The sequence below is a fragment of the Streptomyces sp. genome, assembly GCF_019510245.1.
In the GTDB taxonomy this organism is placed as follows: Bacteria; Actinomycetota; Actinomycetes; order Streptomycetales; family Streptomycetaceae; genus Streptomyces.
The window spans coordinates 1-19,290 of sequence record NZ_JAEKKT010000058.1 but is presented as its reverse complement, the minus strand read 5'-3'; the positions used below and the strand labels follow the sequence as shown (position 1 = coordinate 19,290).

Annotated in this window: 17 protein-coding genes and 4 pseudogenes; 10 read left to right on the top strand and 11 right to left on the bottom strand. The window is 67.0% G+C overall.

The genetic code is table 11. From position 1 onward, the window contains the following. Window positions 1-130: 130 nt before the first annotated feature. Window positions 131-715 carry a hypothetical protein gene (locus JF597_RS02855; protein WP_293988199.1) on the bottom strand — a complete coding sequence of 195 codons (585 nt, stop codon included), beginning with the start codon at window positions 713-715 and terminating at the stop codon, window positions 131-133. Window positions 716-2,256: 1,541 nt separating this feature from the next. Between JF597_RS02855 and JF597_RS02850 the strand changes: the two genes are divergently transcribed. Together JF597_RS02850 and JF597_RS02845 are read left to right on the top strand one after the other, a co-directional pair. Then, window positions 2,257-3,753 carry an alpha-L-arabinofuranosidase B gene (locus JF597_RS02850; protein ID WP_293988196.1) on the top strand — a complete coding sequence of 499 codons (1,497 nt, stop codon included), beginning with the start codon at window positions 2,257-2,259 and terminating at the stop codon, window positions 3,751-3,753. A 120-nt stretch (window positions 3,754-3,873) separates the two neighbouring features. Then, complete coding sequence (locus JF597_RS02845; protein WP_293988193.1) at window positions 3,874-5,430, top strand: alpha-L-arabinofuranosidase B; 1,557 nt, start codon at window positions 3,874-3,876, stop codon at window positions 5,428-5,430. 123 nt (window positions 5,431-5,553) lie between these two features. Here the strand turns inward: JF597_RS02845 and JF597_RS02840 are convergent, their stop codons facing one another. The 3 genes from JF597_RS02840 to JF597_RS02830 are packed head-to-tail and all read right to left on the bottom strand — an operon-like array spanning window position 5,554 to window position 6,422. Further along, complete coding sequence (locus JF597_RS02840; RefSeq protein ID WP_293988190.1) at window positions 5,554-5,817, bottom strand: hypothetical protein; 264 nt, start codon at window positions 5,815-5,817, stop codon at window positions 5,554-5,556. Window positions 5,818-5,865: 48 nt separating this feature from the next. Continuing rightward, complete coding sequence (locus tag JF597_RS02835; RefSeq protein WP_293988187.1) at window positions 5,866-6,144, bottom strand: hypothetical protein; 279 nt, start codon at window positions 6,142-6,144, stop codon at window positions 5,866-5,868. Window positions 6,145-6,152: 8 nt separating this feature from the next. Then, on the bottom strand, window positions 6,153-6,422 hold the full coding sequence (locus JF597_RS02830; protein ID WP_293988184.1) for a hypothetical protein: 270 nt from the start codon (window positions 6,420-6,422) through the stop codon (window positions 6,153-6,155). A 195-nt stretch (window positions 6,423-6,617) separates the two neighbouring features. On the opposite strand from JF597_RS02830, the gene JF597_RS02825 reads away from it, so the two are divergent. Then, complete coding sequence (locus JF597_RS02825) at window positions 6,618-7,070, top strand: DUF3592 domain-containing protein (protein WP_293988181.1); 453 nt, start codon at window positions 6,618-6,620, stop codon at window positions 7,068-7,070. A gap of 303 nt (window positions 7,071-7,373) precedes the next feature. Then, the gene (locus tag JF597_RS02820) at window positions 7,374-8,078 is read left to right on the top strand and encodes a Clp protease N-terminal domain-containing protein (protein WP_293988178.1); all 705 of its coding nucleotides are present in this window, start codon (window positions 7,374-7,376) and stop codon (window positions 8,076-8,078) included. Window positions 8,079-8,257: 179 nt separating this feature from the next. Here the strand turns inward: JF597_RS02820 and JF597_RS02815 are convergent. Both JF597_RS02815 and JF597_RS02810 read right to left on the bottom strand, forming a co-directional pair. After that, window positions 8,258-8,481, bottom strand: a pseudogene (locus JF597_RS02815) (hypothetical protein); the annotation flags it as partial. Between the two features lie 30 nt (window positions 8,482-8,511). Further along, window positions 8,512-9,495 (bottom strand): transposase family protein, encoded by a 984-nt coding sequence (locus tag JF597_RS02810; protein WP_293988176.1) that lies wholly within the window; start codon window positions 9,493-9,495, stop codon window positions 8,512-8,514. Window positions 9,496-10,473: 978 nt separating this feature from the next. Between JF597_RS02810 and JF597_RS02805 the strand changes: the two genes are divergently transcribed. Further along, window positions 10,474-12,090 carry a flavin monoamine oxidase family protein gene (locus JF597_RS02805; protein WP_293988173.1) on the top strand — a complete coding sequence of 539 codons (1,617 nt, stop codon included), beginning with the start codon at window positions 10,474-10,476 and terminating at the stop codon, window positions 12,088-12,090. A gap of 338 nt (window positions 12,091-12,428) precedes the next feature. On the opposite strand, the gene JF597_RS02800 is transcribed toward JF597_RS02805, so the two are convergent. Next, window positions 12,429-12,683 (bottom strand): hypothetical protein, encoded by a 255-nt coding sequence (locus JF597_RS02800; RefSeq protein ID WP_293988171.1) that lies wholly within the window; start codon window positions 12,681-12,683, stop codon window positions 12,429-12,431. On the opposite strand from JF597_RS02800, the gene JF597_RS02795 reads away from it, so the two are divergent. Continuing rightward, a complete protein-coding gene (locus JF597_RS02795; protein WP_293988168.1) occupies window positions 12,682-12,822 on the top strand; it encodes a hypothetical protein in 141 nt (46 codons plus the stop codon). The genes JF597_RS02800 and JF597_RS02795 overlap by 2 nt on opposite strands. Before the next feature lie 401 nt (window positions 12,823-13,223). On the opposite strand, the gene JF597_RS02790 is transcribed toward JF597_RS02795, so the two are convergent. Further along, window positions 13,224-13,766, bottom strand: coding sequence for an MOSC domain-containing protein (locus JF597_RS02790; RefSeq protein ID WP_293988165.1), 543 nt, complete (start codon window positions 13,764-13,766; stop codon window positions 13,224-13,226). Window positions 13,767-14,016: 250 nt separating this feature from the next. Between JF597_RS02790 and JF597_RS02785 the strand changes: the two genes are divergently transcribed. The 3 genes and pseudogenes from JF597_RS02785 to JF597_RS02775 all read left to right on the top strand — a co-directional run bounded on the left by JF597_RS02785 (window position 14,017) and on the right by JF597_RS02775 (window position 15,281). Beyond that, entirely contained in the window at window positions 14,017-14,520 is a 504-nt protein-coding gene (locus tag JF597_RS02785) for an N-acetyltransferase (RefSeq protein ID WP_293988162.1), read from the top strand. Window positions 14,521-14,797: 277 nt separating this feature from the next. Continuing rightward, window positions 14,798-14,914 (top strand): annotated as a pseudogene (locus JF597_RS55445) (IS5/IS1182 family transposase); the annotation flags it as partial. 121 nt (window positions 14,915-15,035) lie between these two features. Further along, the gene (locus JF597_RS02775) at window positions 15,036-15,281 is read left to right on the top strand and encodes a transposase (protein WP_293988203.1); all 246 of its coding nucleotides are present in this window, start codon (window positions 15,036-15,038) and stop codon (window positions 15,279-15,281) included. A gap of 330 nt (window positions 15,282-15,611) precedes the next feature. Here JF597_RS02775 and JF597_RS02770 read toward each other — a convergent pair whose 3' ends face one another. The 3 genes and pseudogenes from JF597_RS02770 to JF597_RS02765 all read right to left on the bottom strand — a co-directional run bounded on the left by JF597_RS02770 (window position 15,612) and on the right by JF597_RS02765 (window position 17,939). After that, window positions 15,612-16,208, bottom strand: coding sequence for a hypothetical protein (locus JF597_RS02770; protein ID WP_293988159.1), 597 nt, complete (start codon window positions 16,206-16,208; stop codon window positions 15,612-15,614). Window positions 16,209-16,230: 22 nt separating this feature from the next. Beyond that, window positions 16,231-16,338, bottom strand: a pseudogene (locus tag JF597_RS55440) (AAA family ATPase); the annotation flags it as partial. 92 nt (window positions 16,339-16,430) lie between these two features. Continuing rightward, window positions 16,431-17,939: pseudogene (locus tag JF597_RS02765) on the bottom strand (transposase). Window positions 17,940-18,332: 393 nt separating this feature from the next. Here JF597_RS02765 and JF597_RS02760 point away from each other — a divergent pair. Then, complete coding sequence (locus JF597_RS02760; RefSeq protein WP_293988156.1) at window positions 18,333-18,527, top strand: ubiquitin-like domain-containing protein; 195 nt, start codon at window positions 18,333-18,335, stop codon at window positions 18,525-18,527. Window positions 18,528-19,290 lie beyond the last annotated feature (763 nt).

The following is a 19,290-nucleotide window of genomic DNA, read 5'->3' as shown; positions in this document are numbered from 1 at the left end:
AAAACCCGCGACCCTTCACCTGGACCAAAACGGCCGACGAGATCCTCAACTCCCTCGCCGACTACCTCACCAAAGTCGGAACCACCGACCAGAAAACAGAGCAGAACTAAACCTCAGGATTTCTGGCGCATCACACTAGGGACTTGCCCGAGGGGGACAGCAGGTCGGTACGCGTGACGTTCAGCGGTGTTCCGGCGGGCAGCTTCAGGTCGGCGGTGAGGGCGCCCTTGACGGTGAGCGTCTTGCCGCGCGTGCCGGTGGCCGGGGCGTCGACGGTCAGCTTCGTCACGTACTTGCGGGGTTCGGTGACGGTCTGCAGCTGTGTGAAGTCCGTCGTCCCGGTGAACACGAACAGCTTCGTGCCGTCCGCCGACCAGGCCGTCGAGTGCCCGCCCCACGGCATCCACGAGTCCGACAGGTTGCGGATGCTGGCCGGGGCGTCGGCGCCGCCGGGGAAGACGTAGGTGTCACCGGTGTTCTCGGTGTCGAGCGAGGTCGCCGCGACCGTGCCGTCCGGGGCGACGCTGACGGTCTCCGACTCGCTGTTGACCGGGTACTCGTGCACCTCCTGGAGGTCGGCGAGCCGGTATTCGACGACCGCCCGGTGCCCCTGCCCGACGACGAGGACCGACTGTCCGTCCGGCGTGAGCGCGGCGTCCCGGTAGAAGCCGCCCTCGTTCGCGGCGACGCGGATGACCGGAGTGCCCGACGACACGTCGTAGACGACGATCGGTCCGGTGCTGATGCCGCCGTCCAGGGCGACCAGGGTGTTTGGGTTCGCTGGGCGAGGAGCTGGAGCGTGGACTCGATCGCGCCGATCTGCGCCAGCACGGTGCGGATGTAGGGGCCTTCGGGGGTCTTCTTCTGGTGCGCGAGGAGAATCCCGGCGATGAAGTGGGACACCCGGTGGTGGACGGTGTCGAAGAACGCCCGCTCGTAGCGGATCCAGACCTCCGGCGCGTCGTCGAGCATCCGGCAGCCCCAGGTCTTGTCCCAGGTGATGGGCGGAAGGCCCTTCGCGGCGGCGACCTTGCGCAGGTGGGCGAGCCGGTGTGGACCTGTTCACCAGCATGGGATTCGACCCGGACGAGCTGTACGAGAGCGAGCTGCGCGGCTGGTGCGGTGAACGACCCGCCCCGACAAGGAACAGTGAGGGGCTTCCCGTTGACGACCGCTCACACCGACCGGCCCGGACCATGCCTTCCCGGCGCGGCCATCCCGGACGCAGGTCATGTGCCGCCGGGTCCTGGCGCGCCCGAACCCCACCCGCACAGATCGCCGCGGCAATGGCCTCCCTCCGCACTCCCGTCGGCCCGTATGAGGGAAGGCCGGCACACCTGACGGTCGCCGTGGACGTCCTCCCGCTGACCGTCACCTCGCCTCCGGCTCGGACGTACGACCAGACGTCGTCCGGGCCGGCGAGGGGCACGAGGCCCTCGTCGCCGCCCCCTCGGTCTTCACATCCATGTAGTACTGGAAGACCGGCACCGACGCGGACCTCGGAGCCGACTCGTCAAGTCCCAGAATGAGGCTGATGGTCGTCTCGACGTCGACCTTCGCATCGTCATCCTCATAGCCGATGACGACGAACTGGCAGAGGACGTCCTCGAAGACGCGAACGGGAAGCGACGACTCACGTAGTCGCCGAAGTCAGCATCGACGGTCACGGGGCCCAGGCCGGGGATCGCCATGCGCGCGCTCTACGAGCTCGATCGAGAGCGCCGGACGGCACGTGCACGCTGCGACCCCAGGCGGAAATTCTGCGGGACTGACCCGTGGTCAATTCTGCGAGAGCGTTGACAGTGCCAGTCCAAAGTCATGGAAAGCCCACCGCAGGACGGCCCGGGATGTTGCGCCCCGAAGTGCGTCAGTGCCGAGCCGCCGCTTGCCTGCCGGGCCGTGGCGGAGGACGGCTTCCTCAGAGTGGAGCGGCAGAACACACGGAGCGGAATCTGTCGGAAACATTGACGGAGCCATAGCTGAAACCTATCTTCTGCTCGAAGTGCCGCACAGCGTTCGCGATTTCGAACATTCGGAACCCTTGCCACGGCGATCGGCCAAGCGGACCGGCCGAGTTCGGAGGAAGAGCTGAACAGAACCGTAAGAACGCTCGCCCTGCTGGGCCCGCTGCTGGTTGTGCACCGCGAACCCGTCGGGGCGCGGCTCGCTGTTCCCGTAACGATGACAAGGGGGTTCATGGTGCCTGAGCCATTCACGTTTCGACGACTGTGTCGGGGGGTCGTTGTCTGTCTGGCCGTGGTGGCGTTCGCCTTCGCCGGCCTTGTCGCCTTCAGTGGCACCTCGCAGGCCGCTGCACAGGGGCCCTGTGACATCTACGCGGCGGGTGGCACGCCGTGCGTGGCGGCGCACAGCACGACCCGCGCGCTGTTCGCCTCGTACAACGGACCGCTCTACCAAGTGCAGCGTGCCTCGGACGGTGCGGTGCACGACGTCGGGGTAGTGTCGGCCGGAGGCGTAGCCAACGCGGCGGCACAGGACTCGTTCTGCGCGGGCACCACCTGCACCATCACCCGCGTCTACGACCAGACCGGCGGCGGCAACACCCTGGTCTACCAGGGGCCCGGCGGGACCGGCGGCGCCGACACCGCGGCCACCGCGACCACCGAAGCGATCGGTGTGGGCGGGCAGAAGGCGTACGCGCTCTACATCAACCCCGGCAACAGCTACTTCGCGTACAACTCCTCCGGGGGTGTGCCGACCGGCAGTTCACCCGAGGGCGAGTACATGGTCACCAGCGGCACCCACGTCAACAACGGCTGCTGCTTCGACTACGGCAACACGGAGATCGACCACCTGGCCGACGGCAACGGTGCCATGGACGCGATCAACTTCGGCACGGAGTGCTGGTTCGGCGGCTGCAGCGGAACCGGACCGTGGGTCCAGGCGGACCTGGAGAACGGCCTGTTCTCCGGCGGGACCAAGACATGGAACCCCAACCAGGTCTCCCAGACCAGCCGCTTCGTCACCGCGATGCTCAAGAACAACGGCACCACCCAGATGGCGCTCAAAGGTGCGAACGCCCAGTCCGGGAGCCTGACCCAGCTCTACAGCGGCGCCCTGCCCAGCGGATGGCCGATGCGCAAACAGGGTGCCGTCATCCTCGGCAGCGGCGGCGACTGCTGCCAGACCAACCGCAACGCGAGCGCGGGCACCTTCTACGAGGGCGCGATGGTCAAGGGCTACCCCTCCGATGCCACCGACGCAGCCGTCCAGGCCAATATCGCCGCGGCCGGCTACAGCACCGGCACGACCAGCCCCTTCACCCCGGGCGCGAAGGTGTCGCTGCAAGCCACCACCTCCTGCTGCACCGGGGACTACCTGCAGCACGACAGCAGCGACGACAAGGTCGTGATCGCGCCGGTGACCTCGAGCAGCTCGACCACCGACAAGGGCAACGCCACCTGGGTCGTCCGCGCAGGCCTGGCCGACAGCAACTGCGTCTCCTTCGAGTCGGCCAACGCGTCCGGCAGGTACCTCAGGCACTACGCCTTCCAGCTTCACCTGCAACCCGACGACGGCTCCAGTCAGTTCGCCGCCGATGCCACCTTCTGCTCCAAGCCGGGCAACAGCGGCACCGGTTACTCCCTCCAGTCCTTCAACTATCCGGCCAAGTACATCCGCCACTACCGATTCACCGGCTACGTGGCAAGCAACGGCGGCACCAACGCCTGGGACACCACAGCCTCGTGGGCCCAGGACACCAGCTGGCTCGCCGCCGCGCCCTGGAGCTGACGAACAACGGACCCGTCGACGCATCCCACCCTGTTCTCAGGATCGGACAACGTGCGAGACACCGAACATCGGGGGGCGGCGACCCCTCACCCCGCACCCCACCTCGCGAAGGAGCAATTCATGATCAAGTCACCGTGGATACGCAGCGTAAGACGCGCGCTCCTCTCGGCCGGTGCCACCGTCGCGCTCGCCGCCGGCCTGCTCAGCGCCACGCCCACCATCTCGCAGGCCGCCACCCAGCAGCCGTGCGACATCTACGCAGCAGGCGGCACGCCCTGCGTAGCGGCGCACAGCACCACCCGCGCCCTGTACGGCACGTACAACGGCCCGCTGTACCAGGTCAGGCGTGCCTCCGACAACGCGACCAAGGACATCGGCCTGCTGAGCACCGGTGGATACGCCGACGCCGCCGCACAGGACTCCTTCTGCGCGGGCACCAGCTGCGTCATCACCGACATCTACGACCAGTCCGGCAAGGGCAACAACCTCACCCAGGCGCCCGCGGGCGGCGCCGCAAGCGGGCCGGACAACCTTGCCAACGCCTTCGAAGCGCCGGTCACCGTCGGCGGGCACAAGGCGTACGGTGTCTACGTCGCCCCCGGCACCGGCTACCGCAACGACCACACCAACGGCATCGCGACCGGCGACCAGCCCGAGGGCATGTACGCGATCTTCGACGGCACGCACTTCAACGGCGGCTGCTGCTTCGACTACGGCAACGCCGAGACCAACGACCACGACACCGGCAACGGCCACATGGAAGCCATCTACTTCGGCAACAACAAGGTCTGGGGCTCCGGCAGCGGCAACGGCCCCTGGATCATGGCCGACCTGGAGAACGGCCTGTTCTCCGGCGTGAACCAGCACCTCAACACGGGCGACCCCACCGTCACCAACCGGTTCCTGACCGCCATGGTCAAGGGCGGCCCGAACCAGTGGGCCATCCGCGGCGGCGACGCCCAGTCGGGCAGCCTGTCCACCTTCTACAACGGCGTGCGCCCCAACGTCTCCGGCTACAACCCGATGCACAAGGAAGGCTCGATCATCCTGGGCATCGGCGGTGACAACAGCAAGGGCGCCCAAGGCACCTTCTACGAAGGCGTCATGACCCAGGGCTACCCCTCGGACGCCACCGAGAACGCCGTCCAGGCCAACATCACCGCCGCCGGCTACAACAGCGGCTCGACCAGCACCGGCTCGCTCACCCCCGGCTCCCGGATCTCCCTGCAAGCCACCACCGCCCCCTGCTGCACCAACGACTACCTCCGCCACAACGACGCCGACAACAAGGTCGTCATCTCCAACATCACCTCCTCCAGCTCCGCCACCGACAAGGCCGACGCCACCTGGATCGTCCGCTCCGGTCTGGCCAACAGCTCCTGCCTGACCTTCGAATCCGCCAACAACCCCGGCCAGTTCCTGCGCCACTACAACTACGAGCTCTACGCGAGCGCCGACACCGGCGCCGGCTCCTTCGCGCAGGACGCCACCTTCTGCCCCACCACGGGCAACAGCGGCGTCGGCCACTCCTTCCAGTCCGTCAACTTTCCGACGAAGTACATCCGGCACTACAACTTCACGGGCTACATAGCCAGTAACGGCGGCTCCAACGCCTGGGACTCCACGACATCGTGGGCCCAGGACACCAGCTGGCTCACCGCATCTCCCTGGAACTGACGAGCAGAACCGGCCTCCCCGACCGCCGCCATCAGCGAGCACGGCAGGCTTGCAGAAGCGCGGGGAGGCCGTGCTTGCTCCCTTCTGCCACATCAGGAGCCCCTCACAGGCCGGGCCCGGACACTACGTCGCCGTCCTCCCGGCCGCCTCACTGGAACCGGTCTTGCCGGCCTTGCCCAGGGACGTCTCGGCCTGGTCGGTGGCGGTCTTGAGGCCCTTGAGCTCCTTTTCCGAACCCTGGGCTGCGGTCTTGAGGGACTGGATCTGTTGGGAGCTCTGCTGCCCGGTGCTTCCCAAACTCTTTGCGGCGGAGCCGGCGTTCGAGGCCTTCGCCTTGAAGTCCTCCAGAGATGCGGAGGCCTTTTTCAGGGAACTGACAAGTGACATTTCATGCCTCGTCCTTCTGTGCGTGGCTTCTTTGGCTTGCGGCTCGGGTCACCTGCCGATGGCCGATTCCAGGTCCGTTACGCGTTGTGCCAGTTGCTGGACGTCACGACCCGTCTGGGCGACGGCAGGCTCTTCCCGCACGCGGTCCCCGACGGTCCTTCCCTTTTTCAGCCGGTTCTCGACCCGCGCCCTTGTCGCCCACTTTTCGGCTACGCCGACCTTCTGATTCCGGTAGGTTTTCTGCTTGTTCTTCAGTGTGGAGACCGTGCCGCTGAGATCGCTCGCCAGGGTCTTCACACCGGTGATCTCGCCCTTGACGTCGACCATTTCCCCCTTCACTCGTTGATGTCTCCCTTGATCAACGGCATGTCGTCTTGCAGGGTTTTCACTTCTCTGGCGCTGGCGGACGCGGTTCCGAACTTCTCTTCCAGTGCGCTGACCCACGGGAATTCGTAGACCTTGGCCCCCATGAGATAAATACCGGATTCATCCACTTTGAACCCGTCGAACGAGGCGGTCAACGCGCTCACATCGAGCTTGGCTGCCTGCTGGCTCCAGTAGAGTCCCTGGCTCGACGCGGCGATCGAACTGCCGTCCGGGTCCACGTGTTTCAGCCAGTCGACCGGCTTCTCAAGGTCGCCGCCGACTTTGCTGTAGGCCTCCTCGAAATAATGATTGACCTGGGTCTACCATGCCATTCAGTATCTCTGATACCTTTTTGTTGAGTTCGTCGAATCCCGGGTCGGCTGGGGTGCTCATTGACCCTCCTTGAGCTCTGATGTTGCGATGAAAGGAAACTGTTGCCCGTATTCGTTTCTCTTCTTGCCGCTCTCGCGGTCTCTTTGCTGCCCGCGGTCGGGCTCTACTTCGCCGTGCGAGCCGTCACATTTGTCGTCCGGTTGTTGATCGAGGAATGGCGAATCGGGCAGAAGGGCGTGGAAACTGCCGGAAAATGCGTCGAGTTGATACCGGCGCGGCGCGGTATGCGACTGCTGGTTCGGTTTGTCGACTCTCTGGGTGAAGAGCATTCGTTCAAGAGCAGAGTGCTCATGGAAGTGCGCATACCGCAGGCAGGGGATGCGGTAGGTGTCGTCTATTTGCCGGACCGGCCCGCGGTCGCGCGGATCACGCCTCGGAAGGCGACCGCCGACAACATCGCCTGGGGTTGTGTTGCGCTCCCCTTTTTGGCAGCGGTGTGCTTCGGCGCGGCGGCGCTCATAGTGAGCCTTCTCTGGGAGGCTGCCACCAGATGAGAACGATGCATTTACGGGGCGACGGCGCTCCGCAGCATGGAACACTCTCCCCGGCGGCCGTCAGCAGCGCCTCGTCGTGCTCCGGATTCGGCGCGAAGTCGTATGCGCCGAAACGGGTTGTGCGCGCCCGCGGTGGGGGCTTCGCCCGTCGCAGGGAAGGGTTGTTATCGCCGCAAGCGGTCTGCTTCGAGGGCCGCTGTGAACTCCGCCCAGGCCCCTCGGCCCACCATGGTGCCGCGGAGGGACCTGATCCACTTGGGGGCTGGAGGCTGCCGCGTAGAGCGCGGAGTCGCCGCACAGGGGATGTTCGAACACTTCACCCCCGACGCCCGCACCGTCGTCGTCCACGCTCAAGACCATGCACGCCGGCTCGGGCACCACCACATCGGCAGCGAACACCTCCTGCTCGCCCTCGCGCTGACCGACCAGCCCGCGAGCTTCGTCCTGCGCGAGCACGGTCTCACGCCCCAGCGCGTCGAGGAGGAGATCGTCCGCCAGGTCGGCCTCGGTGCCGGATCCTTCCTGTTCGGCACCCTCAACCGGGACGCGCTGGCCTCGATCGGGATCGATCTCGACGCCGTCCGCGCCAGGATCGAGGAATCGTTCGGACCAGAAGCCCTCGCCCGCGCCGGCCGGACTGTGCACCGGCCACCTCGCCCCTCCAGGTTCAACCCTCGGCGCGCAGTACCCCCGCGTCACTGGCGCAGCCAACGCCGCGCCCGACGCACCGTCCTCACGGCACCCACCCCCGCCCCTGCTGGCCACTACCAGACCGACGGCGCCCGCCCCACCGGGCACATCCCCTTCACCCCAGACGCCAAAGAGAGCCTGTCCAACGCCGTCCACGAGGCACAGACCCGGCACGAGACCGACATCGGCACAAAGCGCCTCGCCCTCGGCCTCATCGCCATGAAAAGCGGGCAGATACCTTCCATCCTGTCGGCACTCGGCGCGTCAGCCCCGGCGCTGCGCACCGCGATCGTCGACCGCTACCGCCAGGCGAACTGATCCCGCTCCCCGCCCATCGGCAACTTCCCCATCCGGCATCAAGTCACCCAGGACCAGATCAACCGAGACTTCCAGCCCCCTCACGTCTCAACTCATCGGGTCGCCGCAGGTCACAGACCCGAGCCGGGGCCAGAGCGTTTGAGACGGGACACAAACGCAGGTGCTCGCCCGGGCGGAGAGATGAAGTAGTCCGGGGCATGGCGACGCTCCCGCTCGCCGTCATGCCAGTGCAGCCAGAACGGCTGCGAGCCGATCCACACCACGCTCGCATCGCCGGAGCGACATCATCGAACCGGCCCGTCACGCAATCCCGCAGTGGACACCGACGACGTCCGCGCACCGCGTCCACGTGCGACAACTCGATGCACGGCCCCGTCTGATCCACCCCAGGGAGTACAGCCATCCAGCACCCCCAGCGCCCTCAGCTGCGCGACTAACGAGCTCGTGCATGGTTGGCGTTGGCACGTCGAGGGGCGTGAACTGGCCCGGCGTTCACACTTGCGAGGGTGGCCGCCTGTTGGTGAGAGAGCAGCGCAGCGACCGCCTGGATGACCTCACTCATGTGCTCACGCCGGCCGCGGTGGCGGGCGAGGGCTCGCCAGTTCTTCAGGTGAGCGATGCCGTGCTCGACGCGGATCCGGCGCGAAGAGTGGGCCTTGCGCCGCTGCTCATGGATCTCCTCGTACCAGTCTGGGGCGTTCTTCTTGAACTTGCGGTGTGGCCGAGTCACCACACGTCCGCCGGTCTGGGCACCCAGGCCCTGGTAGCCGGCGTCCGCGAGGATTTCCACCACGGGGCCGTCGGACAGGAGCCTGACCAGCCCTAACTTGCGGGCATGAGTGATGTCCGCACAGCTCGCGGGCTCAGCCGGGCTGCAGTACAGGAGGCGGCTGTCAGCGTCGGTGAAGACCATGGACTTGACGGCGTTCTGCTTGTTCTTACCCGAGATGTACTTGTCCCGGTCCTTGCGCCCGGCAGCCGGGCGGCGGACGCGGATCTCGATGCCGTCGATGATCCCGGTCTGCTCGTTCTCGCCGAGGTGGTCGACCACCTCGGTGAGCGTGCGAATCCGAAGGCCAGGCGCGATGGTGCAGCCCCGCTGGGCCAGCAGCGGCCGCACTTCACCGATCGCACGCGTGATGGTGGAGCGATTTACGTCGAACCAGCAGGCCAGTACGTCGTGGGTGGCGCCATGGCGGAGATGAACCAGCGTGGCCAGAAGCCGATCGACGAAGACGAGCTTGTGCTTGGCGCCGGCGCCGACGGCCCGTTGGCGGGGGCGCGAGGCGAGTGTCGCCTGGTGCCGCTCGTGCCACAACAGGCCGACTTCCGCTACGAGTTCGGCGATCACCTCTGAACTCAGTCCGGTGATCTGCTGACTGCGAAGGACCGCTGCACGCGTCCGGTTCACCACCACGCAGACCATGATCGACGATCAAGGTCTCGACGTGCCAACGCCAACCATGCACGAGCTCGTAAGGTCGGACTGGCTCGCTCTGCCGGAGCATCCCGGCACGTGAGAACTTTCTTGTTCGGCTCCTCCGCGTCAGCGGCCGTCGGTCTCGCCGCGAGTTACCGGAAACCCAGGCGGTCACGGGTGACCGTATCGGCGGTGAGGCATTTCCTGGACCGCCTGAAGACCGGCTGGACCGTCAAGGAAGCGGCACATTCCGCAGCGGTCACCTCTCAGGCGATCTACCAGCGCCGACGCCGGGACGCGGGGTTCGCCGCCACCATGGACAGGGCTCGGGCATCAGGGGCGTCGAGACAGCGCACGGCGCCACGGCCCGAGGCGCAGAGTTCGCCGGTGGCTCCGCCCTGACCGGCTGGGCCCGGCGCCCTGCCTCCGCGGCGGGCGGGCCGTCGTCACGGTGCCGTCGCCCGGATGCCGTACGCGCGGGTGGCCAGGGCTTGAAGCGGTTCCTCCGCATACGGTCCGATGCCGGAGATCGGGTGGCCGTCGCGGCCCGGCAGGACTGGGAGAAGATCGCGAAGGCGCTCAGGCCCCTCTACACCGCCCCGACCGAGGAGGCCGCGCTGGAGCGATTCGCAGGAGCGCGCACCAGAACGTGTCACCGTCGTGCTGGCGACGGAAGGCATCCAACTCGATCGTCTCCAGCGGAAGCATCAGGGGCTCATCGGTCCGCGCTTTCCACGTCCGCCGTCTGAATCCGCCTCTTGTAACCGCGCACGCATGCCCACGCTTCATCCCGACTCATTGCGCCATCAGCCCCGTTGGCCTCACAGCGGATCGGGGGTGCCTTCGGCCCCGCGCGTCGATGTCTCTTCGGCCCTGCGCATGCAGAAACGTGCGGGATACACGAATGCGTCGTAGGCCGTAACTGTCCATTGGCACGCTTCCCCCGTCGTTCAAGATCGGAAGGGGAGCCCCTCCATGGCAGAGCCTCAAGTCGGGACGGGAACAAGCCGACGCGCGTTCCTGCGCAGTGTGGGTGTGACCGGCGGTGCCGGCGCCATGTTCGCCACGATGGGCGCGCTCGGCCTCGCCCCCACCGCCGCCTACGCAGCGGAGAAGGAAGCACCGTTCCGCGCCCCTAGGCACGGCGACTTCACCCTCCAGGGCCGTAAGGGCAGGCCCGCCAAGGTCGTCGTCATCGGCGGCGGCATCGCCGGCCTCACCTCCGCCTACGAACTCGGCAAGGCCGGCTACGACTGTACGGTCCTCGAAGCACGCGATCGCGTCGGAGGCCGCAACCTCACCGTCCGCGGCGGCGACCGGCTGACCGACATCAACGGCGTCAGCCAGACCGCGGGATTCAGCAAGGGCCAGTACATGAACGCCGGCCCCGCACGCCTTGCCCAGTGGATGGTCACCCTCGACTACTGCCGTGAGCTCGGCGTGCCCGTCGAGGTCTTCACCAACACCAATGCCGGAGCGCTCATCTACAACGAGACCACCGGCATGAAGGCGCCGGTCCAGTACCGCACCGCCAAGGCCGACGTCTACGGCTACGTCTCCGAATTGCTGTCCAAGGCCACCAACTCCGGTGCATTGGATGCCGAGTTGACGGCGGACGACAAGGAACGGCTGCTCACGTTCCTCAAGAGCTACGGCTCGCTCGGCTCCGACTACACGTACACAGGGACCGAACACCGCGGCTTCAGCATCGACCCGGGCGCCGCCGGCACCCCCGGCGAGGAACTCGGCGACGTACCTTCCCTCTCCGATGTGTTCGCCTCCAACGTGGGCCGCTACTTCTCCTTCGAGTTCGGCTACGACCAGGCGATGCTGATGTTCCAGCCCGTCGGCGGCATGGACCGGATACCGATGGCGTTCGCCCGCGCCATAGGCGAGGAGAAGATCCGCACCAGCGCCCCCGTCACCGACATCAAGAACACCTCCGACGGAGTGCTGATCACCTACACCCAGAACGGCCGTACCCGCACCATCACGGCCGACTACTGCATCGCCACCCTCGCCCCGCACATCCTGGCCAAGACCTCGCACAACCTCGGCACCGCCGTGCAGACCGCACTGCGGGCGGTGAAACCGTCCTACGCCTCCAAGATCGGACTCGAGTACAAGAGCCGCTGGTGGGAGAGGGATTTCAAGATCTTCGGCGGCATCACCGAGACCGACCTGGACCTCGATCACATCTGGTACCCGTCCTACGGGCACCTTGGCGAGCGCGGTCTGATCATCGGCTACTACAACACGGGCGCCCACTCCGACCTGTACTCGGCCCTCACCCCGGCCCAGCGCCTGGAACGCGCCCTTGACCAGGGTGTCAAGATCCACGGCGGCAAGTACCGTAGCGAACTCGCCGCGTCCTACTCCCACCAGTGGAAGCTCGTTCCCTACCTCGAAGGCGCCTGGCACTCCATGCCCGGCGGCCCCGACGCACCGGCGTACGCGCCGCTCAACACGGCCCAGGGGCACGTGTATTTCGCCGGTGACTACCTCAGCTATCTGGACGCCTGGCAGCACGGCGCGATCTCCTCTGCCCGCAAGGTTGTCACCGAGCTGCACCAGCGCGTGCTCGCCTCCTGATGCGCCCTCGCGGCCCGCCAGCGGAACCCTGCCCGCTGTCATGGCGTAGTACCTTACGGGCTGCCCCGCGATTGGTGTCGGGTCGTGCCGACCTGGGGGTTCGGCTGGTGGATGATTCCGCAGGCCGTCGTACGGACGAGCACGAGTTCGGTGCTCGGCTTGTGCCGGGTGGCCCGCTTGGCGACGCGGTCGGAGACAATGCCGGCGATGGCCCGGTGCGTCTCGCCGTAGTCCTCGCGCCATCCGGTGTACCGCTGCAGCGTGCGCCATTGCCGGTGTTCGGCGTTGGCGTGTTCGACGAAGACCCGTCGGGAAGACTGACGACGCCGCTGCTCGCGTCACCGGTACCGTTCGGTCAGCGGTGCTTCGTCGAAGTCTTTCGGTCTTCTCGGCGGGGCGCTGACCTGGTCCGCGAACTCGTTGGCCAGTCCCCGGTAACCCTCGTCGGCCTCGGCCTTCACGCTGGGCTGGAGACGGAACTGCTCGGCGATGGCCTCGGTGCGCACACAGGTCTGGTCGTGAATCCGGCCGGGACGCATCGCGCCGGACCACAGGGTGCGGCCCTGCTGATCGCTGATAGCGGTGGTCTTCATGGTGTTCTGCCTGCGCTTGCCCGAGACGAAGGCTCGCCTGCCGGGCCGGCTGGCCCTGGGTCTCGATGCCGTCGATGCGCAGGGTGATGTTCTCGGCGACGGCGTAGGCGAACACGGCCTCCAGGGTCTTCAGCCGTAGGCCGAGCCGGTCGGGGATGGCGAGTCCGCGCTCCGCCAGGAGCGGGCGGATCTCGCTGATGGCACGGCCGAGGGTGGACGAGCCCACCTCGTAGATCACGCCGAGGGCCTCATGGGTGAGGCCGGTGCGCAGTGAACCAGGGTGGCCAGCAGCCGGTCGGTGAAGACGAGTTCGTACCTCGGGCCGGCCTCGGCCTGCCGTGTGCGCCCCGGCGCCGTTCGTGCCGTGCGGACTCGCAGCGCGCTTCCCAGCGCGGCGCGAGTTCTTCGATCAACTCGCCAAGAAGTTGGGCGCGATGCCGCAGAAGGCAGGATGGGCCATGGCCGCGCGAGCCTGCTTGATGTTCACACCTTAAGAACCCGCGCGGCCGTCGTCATGTCACGGCTTGCCCGGGAAGCTGGTCAGACCCGGTCCAGGGGCTGGTGCGGACCGCTGGGAAGCTCAATATCGACCGTGTCGCCAGGGCGCACCACGCCGCCTTCCCTCACGATGCTCATGATTCCGGCTTTGCGCACGATGTTCCCCGCCTCGTCGCGGCCGACGACCTGCTTCAGCAGCCCGTCCTGGAACGTGTCGATCTGCAGGCAGGGATTGCGGAGGCCGGTGACTTCGAGGACCGCGGAGTCGCCGATGCGCAGCAATGTGCCGACCGGAAGGCGGAGCAGATCGATGCCGCGCGTGGTGATGTTCTCGCCGAGCTCGCCGGGCGCTACCTTGAACCCTTCTTCGCCGACCTCGGCGAAGAGCTCTTCGTGAATGAGGTGGACCTGGCGCAGGTTCGGCTGAGTGGGATCCTGCGCGACGCGCGAGCGGTGCTTGACCGTCACACCGGCGTGCACGTCCCCTTCCACACCAAGCCCGGCCAGCAATACGACGCTGTCCCGGTTCGGCTTGGTGAACGAGTACTCCCCGTTGCTGCTGACCGCCGTCACTCTTCCGCTCATGCCTCGAAACCGCCTCGTCGGTAGCCGTGATCAGCCACGAGCCTAACCCTGGCCCTTGAGGCACAGCATCCACGATCAATCGCGGGTGGGGTCGTTAGAAGCCGTTGCCATACCGATCATGGAGTCTGTCGATCGCATGGGAGTCTCGATCGGGTGATCGCGGGCCCTGCCCGGCATGAGAGCAGGGCCTGGCGGTATGCGGGGTAAATCCAGGGGAGTGGACGGCCGCGCGCTGCTACGGTCGGGCGCCATGAGCTGGCTTCCCGATGACTTCGTCCACCCCGTCCTGGTACCGCTGCCGGGCGGTGGTCATCACCTACGGCCGATCCGGGAGGCGGACACCCCGCTCGACTATCCGGCTGTGAGGGGTTCGCGCGAGCGGCTGTGGACCATCTTCGGTCCGGCCTGGGGCTGGCCCGCGGCCGGCATGACCTACGAGGCCGACCAGGCCGACCTGTTGCGGCACGAGAAGGAGATCGCCGCACACCAGTCCTTCAACTACGCGCTGTTCGACGCGGCGGAGACAGCTCTGCTCGGCTGCGTCTACATCGACCCACCGGAGAGGGCCGGCGCGGACGGCGAGATCTCTTGGTGGGTGGTGGACGAGCTGGTGGGCAGCAAGGTCGAGCAAGCACTCGACGCGCTGGTGCCGCAGTGGATCGGCGCCGACTGGCCGTTCGACCAGCCGCGCTTCCTCGGCCGCGAGATCTCCTGGTCGGACTGGCTCGCCCTGCCGGAGCATCCCGACACGTAAGAACTTTTCGATCTTGAGCGTTGGTGGTCGAACGTGGGTTCCCGGTCGGGTGATCCTGCCGTGGCCAGAGCATGAAGGCGGGGCCTCCTGAACAGCTCGTGTGTGTCGAATCATCCATAGAGCAACAGGAGGCCCCTGTGCCGCTGTCTTCCGTGCCGATCGCCAGGCGGTCCAGCTCGGCCGCTCCAACTCGGCCGCTCCAACGTGTGATTGCCTCGCGTACGTGTACGGCAACGCGGCCGACCGGCCCGAGCGGCAGCGCCGGTACCCGACGGACATGACGGACGCGGAGTGGGCCGAGGTTAGGCCGCTGCTGCCGGTGCCGGGCTGGATGCGCGGGCGGGGCGGCCGGCCGGAGGGATACTGCCACCGCGCGCCGCTGGACGCGATCCGGTACCTCGTGGACAACGGTGTCAAGTGGCGTGCGATGCCGGCCGGCTTCCCGCCGTGGGACCGGACGTGCTTTCTTCCGCCGCTGGCGCGACCACGCCCTGGTCAGGGAGTTCCACGACCGGTTGCGCGCAAAGGTCCGCGAGGAGCTGGGGCGGGACGCGGAGCCGACGGCCGGGGTGATCGACTCTCAGTCGGTGAAGGCGGACGCCGTCGTTGGACAGGACAGCCGCGGCTTCGACGGCGGCAAGCTCGTCAACGGTCGCAAGCGGCACGTAGTGGTCGACACCCCCGGCCCGCTGCTGGGCGTGATGGTCACCGGAGACTTGAGCAAACCTGCGAACGTCGACCGGCTCGGGGCAGGTCAGTGAGTTCGAGAGGTCTCGTCCAACACTGCGATCAAAGGGCAGAATGCGGATGGGGCAACGAGCGGCGTGGTCGACGGCCAGCCCTCAGGCGCGACGAGTGGCGAGGACGTTCGGTGATGTTTCCGCGGTTCAACCAGCTTCGACAGTCCGTGCCCGCCCGCGCTCGGGATGAGGCCCAGAAGCCCTTCTCGCTCTACCAGAGTCTCGACGCGATGGATCATGATCCGGTCAAGCGGGGCAAAGCATTCAACAGCGTCCTGGTGTCGACGTACCCCTGTGAGTGCTCCACCAATTACGGAGATATCTGCACCAGCGCGATGTCGGGAGCCGGCGTTATCTCGTGAGCATGGCGGTGGCAGGGGGGTGAATCTCCAGCACGACTGCGGTGCCAGCCACGGTTCGGTCCTCGTGCATGTTGATCAGTTGGCCGGCTTCGACGTGCGTCCAGTGAGCGGGGGTGAGGGGAACGAGGCGGACAGTGGCTCGGCCGCCGGGCTCCAGAATGGGCATGCCCTCAACCCAGAGCCCGGCGATGCTCACCGCAGCGCTCCCGGTGGGTGAGAGGTTCCCGATGTCCCACATGGGCCGCAGAACGCCGTGACCGGCGATTGGTGTCTTGCGTCGCGTCTCTGTGACTGGACGGAGCGTCAGGTCCGCCCGGATCATTCCGTTTCGGATCTCGGAGCATCGCCAATGGCACCAAGTCGCGCTCCGCTCAAGGCCAAGCTGCTCAGCCGCCTTGGCAAGCTGCTCCCAGAACGTCAGGGGCAGCGGTTGCCCGTCCCCGAGCTCCTCCAGCAGGCTCAGAGCGATCTGCCATTCGTCGTGGGCTAGGTAGTCCCAGACGTCTCGCACCGTGATGTCGTTTTCGGTAGCGACCTCTTCCGGGACCAGGAGGGAAGCCGATTCGAGCAGCTCGGTGACATCCATGTGGTCATTGTCGACCACGTTGTCAGGCCGCGTCGTCCCGCTCTCGTTCGATGGCAGCGAGCCGGTTCTTGAACCGGTGACTGGGGCCGTTGATGGAGATCACTCCGCAGGGACGTGTCAGGACAGCGGTTTGAGGCGGCTCGACGACGCGGGACCACGGGTGTCAGGGATTCCGCTGCTCCCGCTAGCTTGACTCTGTCGGGGATCTTGGTGTCGGCGGAGTCAACTGCCCAGGGTTCGCCAGGACTTCAGGCGAGGGAGCTCGCGCTGGTCGAGGTAGTTCTGGAAGGCAGTCGGCTGGCGGGGTGTGGGGGCTTCCTCAGCCGGGGCCAGTCCGCCGAGGCGCTCGATGTTGACGGCGATGGCTGTCAACACGTGCTGGACATGGACCTTTCCCTGTCCTCGATAGCGGCAGCGCCGCATACCGTGCCCGTGGGCGAACTCGTTGACCGTGCTCTCCACTCCGGAGCGGACCGCGTAGCGCGTCTTTCACTCGGGCGTCTGCTGCTCGGCGCGGACGCGGAGTTGCAGGTCACGGAGCTCTCGTGGGGGGAAGCCCACGGTGCGGGCGTTGTCGGCGGTGCTGGTGCACTGGGTGCGGGCCGGGCAGGGGCGGCACTGGCTTTCGGTGAACCGTGCGACGATCAGCGGGGCGGCGGCGGGCGAGGAGGTCGGGTAAGGGCCGTGCCAGCCCGCGCTGACCTGTCCCTGGGGGCAGGTGACCTGTCGGCGGTCGTAGTCGATGTGGAAGCCGTCCCGGGCGAAGCCCTCGCCTCGGCGGTGCTGGCGGGTGGGGTTGCTCTTCAGCGGACCGGAGACGGTGACCTGGTGTTCACGGGCGGCCTGTTCCAGGTGGGGCAGAGAGGTGTAGCCGGCGTCGACCAGGTGCTCGGCGGGCAGCAGGCCGCGTCGGGCGAGGCGGGTGTGGATGCCGGGCAGCACCTGGCTGTCGTGGGTGGTGGCCGCGGTGGTGGCGATGTCCGTGATCACGTTGAGGCCGTCGGCAGCACAGGTCTCGGTCAGATGAGCGGCGAACCCCTTCCAGCTGATGATGTGTCCGTGCCTCGCGCAGCGGGCCGAGGTGTCGTAGGGCGAGACGATCGCCCTCGACGACGGCGGCAGACCCGCCCCGCCTTCCTTCTCGGCGGTGCGCCAGCGCAGGTGTCCCGCGGCATCACGGTGATAGTTCTGCACCATGATCTGCCGCAGAGCCTGGATGCGAGGACCGGACATGCGGTCCGCTGCGTAGCGGTGGAGGTGTTCCAGAAGCCGGACGGCGTCGTTCCCGGTGGCAAGAATCCTAGTCATGGGCTTGGTGGGGTTCTTCCCCAGGCGGACCGGCCGGCCGTAGCGCAGCCCCCGGCCCTGGTCGACCAGCTCGTCCAGCAGATGAGGTGAGATACCTGCGACCTCTTCGAGTGCGGCGCGAACCGCCTCGGTGACCAGCTCCAGGCGGGTCAGATCACGCACCGCGGCCAGGACGTGCGTGGAGTCGGTGCGCTGCGTGGTGCGCTCGCGCACCAGGCCGGCCTCCTTCAGGCGGGCCAGTGCGAGGTCGAGGAGGCGGTCGGCTCGGCCGTCCTCGGTGAGACGCTCGCGGAAGTCGGCCAGCACGCTGTGGTGGGAGCCGGGATCGTCCAGCTCCATGGCCATCGCGTACTTGAAGTCGATGCGGCAGCGGACCGCCTCGGCGGCCTGCCTGTCCGACAGCCCGAGCAGGAACTGCAGCACACAGACGGTGGCCAGCTGAGCGGGCGAGAGCCCCGGACGCCCGTCCCTGGGGTACCAGTCCGCGAAGTCCTCGTCGCGCCACAGCCCGTCCAGCCGGGCCCGCACCCATACGGCCGTCGTACCGCCCGGGTTGCTCGCCCGCGCGACCCGTGCGGTCAGAGGCGGAACGTGCTCACCGGAACGGGGGCGCAGGGACAACGGGCACCTCGACAGCTGCAACGGTCGGCGGAACTCCCCGATCATCTCCATCGACCATGCTGCCGCACCGGGAAACTCCAAGATCCCCGACAGAGTCAAGTTAGGGAACGCCGCCCGTGACGGTGGGGCACCTGTTTCACGGTGCCTGAGCAGTGGAAGGGCTGAGCGGTACTTCTTCGCTCCTTGGAGGACTTCATGCCAGAAGATTTCGAAGACGTTCCTGAGCCTGACGACGACACCATCGAGGACACCGTCGACGAGACCGGGGTTGACCCCAAGGACATCGAATTGGTTATGGATCAGACTGGTGCGTCAAGAGCGAAGGCGGTCAGGGCCTTGAAAGAGAGCGGCGGCGACCTCATCAACGCGATCATGGCGGCCAGCGGATAGTTGGCGAGCCGCGACCGTGATTGGTCAGTATCGTCGACGAGTCCGGGTGTGCGTAGTTGGGGTACAGCAAATCCGCGTCAGCACGATCATGCTCGGCTAGCACGTCGACTGAAGGGTCCGCTGAGGTTCACGGAAAGATCGCTGGTCGGGTTCCCTGGCTGGCTACGTCGGCGGGCGTGAGATCAGGGCGAGGCCGGTGGCACCGAGGGCCTCCGCGGCGTCCGGATCGCGCAGCGGGCGCAGCCCGAGGCCGGGCCCGCTGGCTCAGCCTGCCGGACCAGGCCCGAAGGAAAGCGGGTCGGCGGATGGCGTCGCCCTGGGGACTTGGCGGAGTTGCTGGACGCCGCGGGCCAGCTGGCGACTGCATGGAGCTGGAGGACGTCGCGGCGCTGCCGGCGTCGACCGGCTCGCCGCGCTCGTGGACGGCCCAACGGAGAGGACGCTGGCACCTGATGCATCGGGCGGCGGGTGCTGTGCGGCAGGGTGGTCAGCCGACCAGACTCTCGTATTCGGCGGCGGCGAGGAGGTTGAGGGTGGGGGCACCATCCATCGGCTTGATTCTGAACAGCCATCCTTGGTCGTAGGGGGGAATGATTCACCCAGTCGGCATACGCTTCGAGGCTTAGAAGCTGTTGTCTTTTCGATCTTGGGAGATGCACGTCGAACGGAAGTCCCGATCGGGTGGTCGCGGGCGCTGGACGCATACGAACAGGGCCTCCTGAACAGCTCGTTGGTGTCGAATCACCGAGCAGCAGGAGGCCCT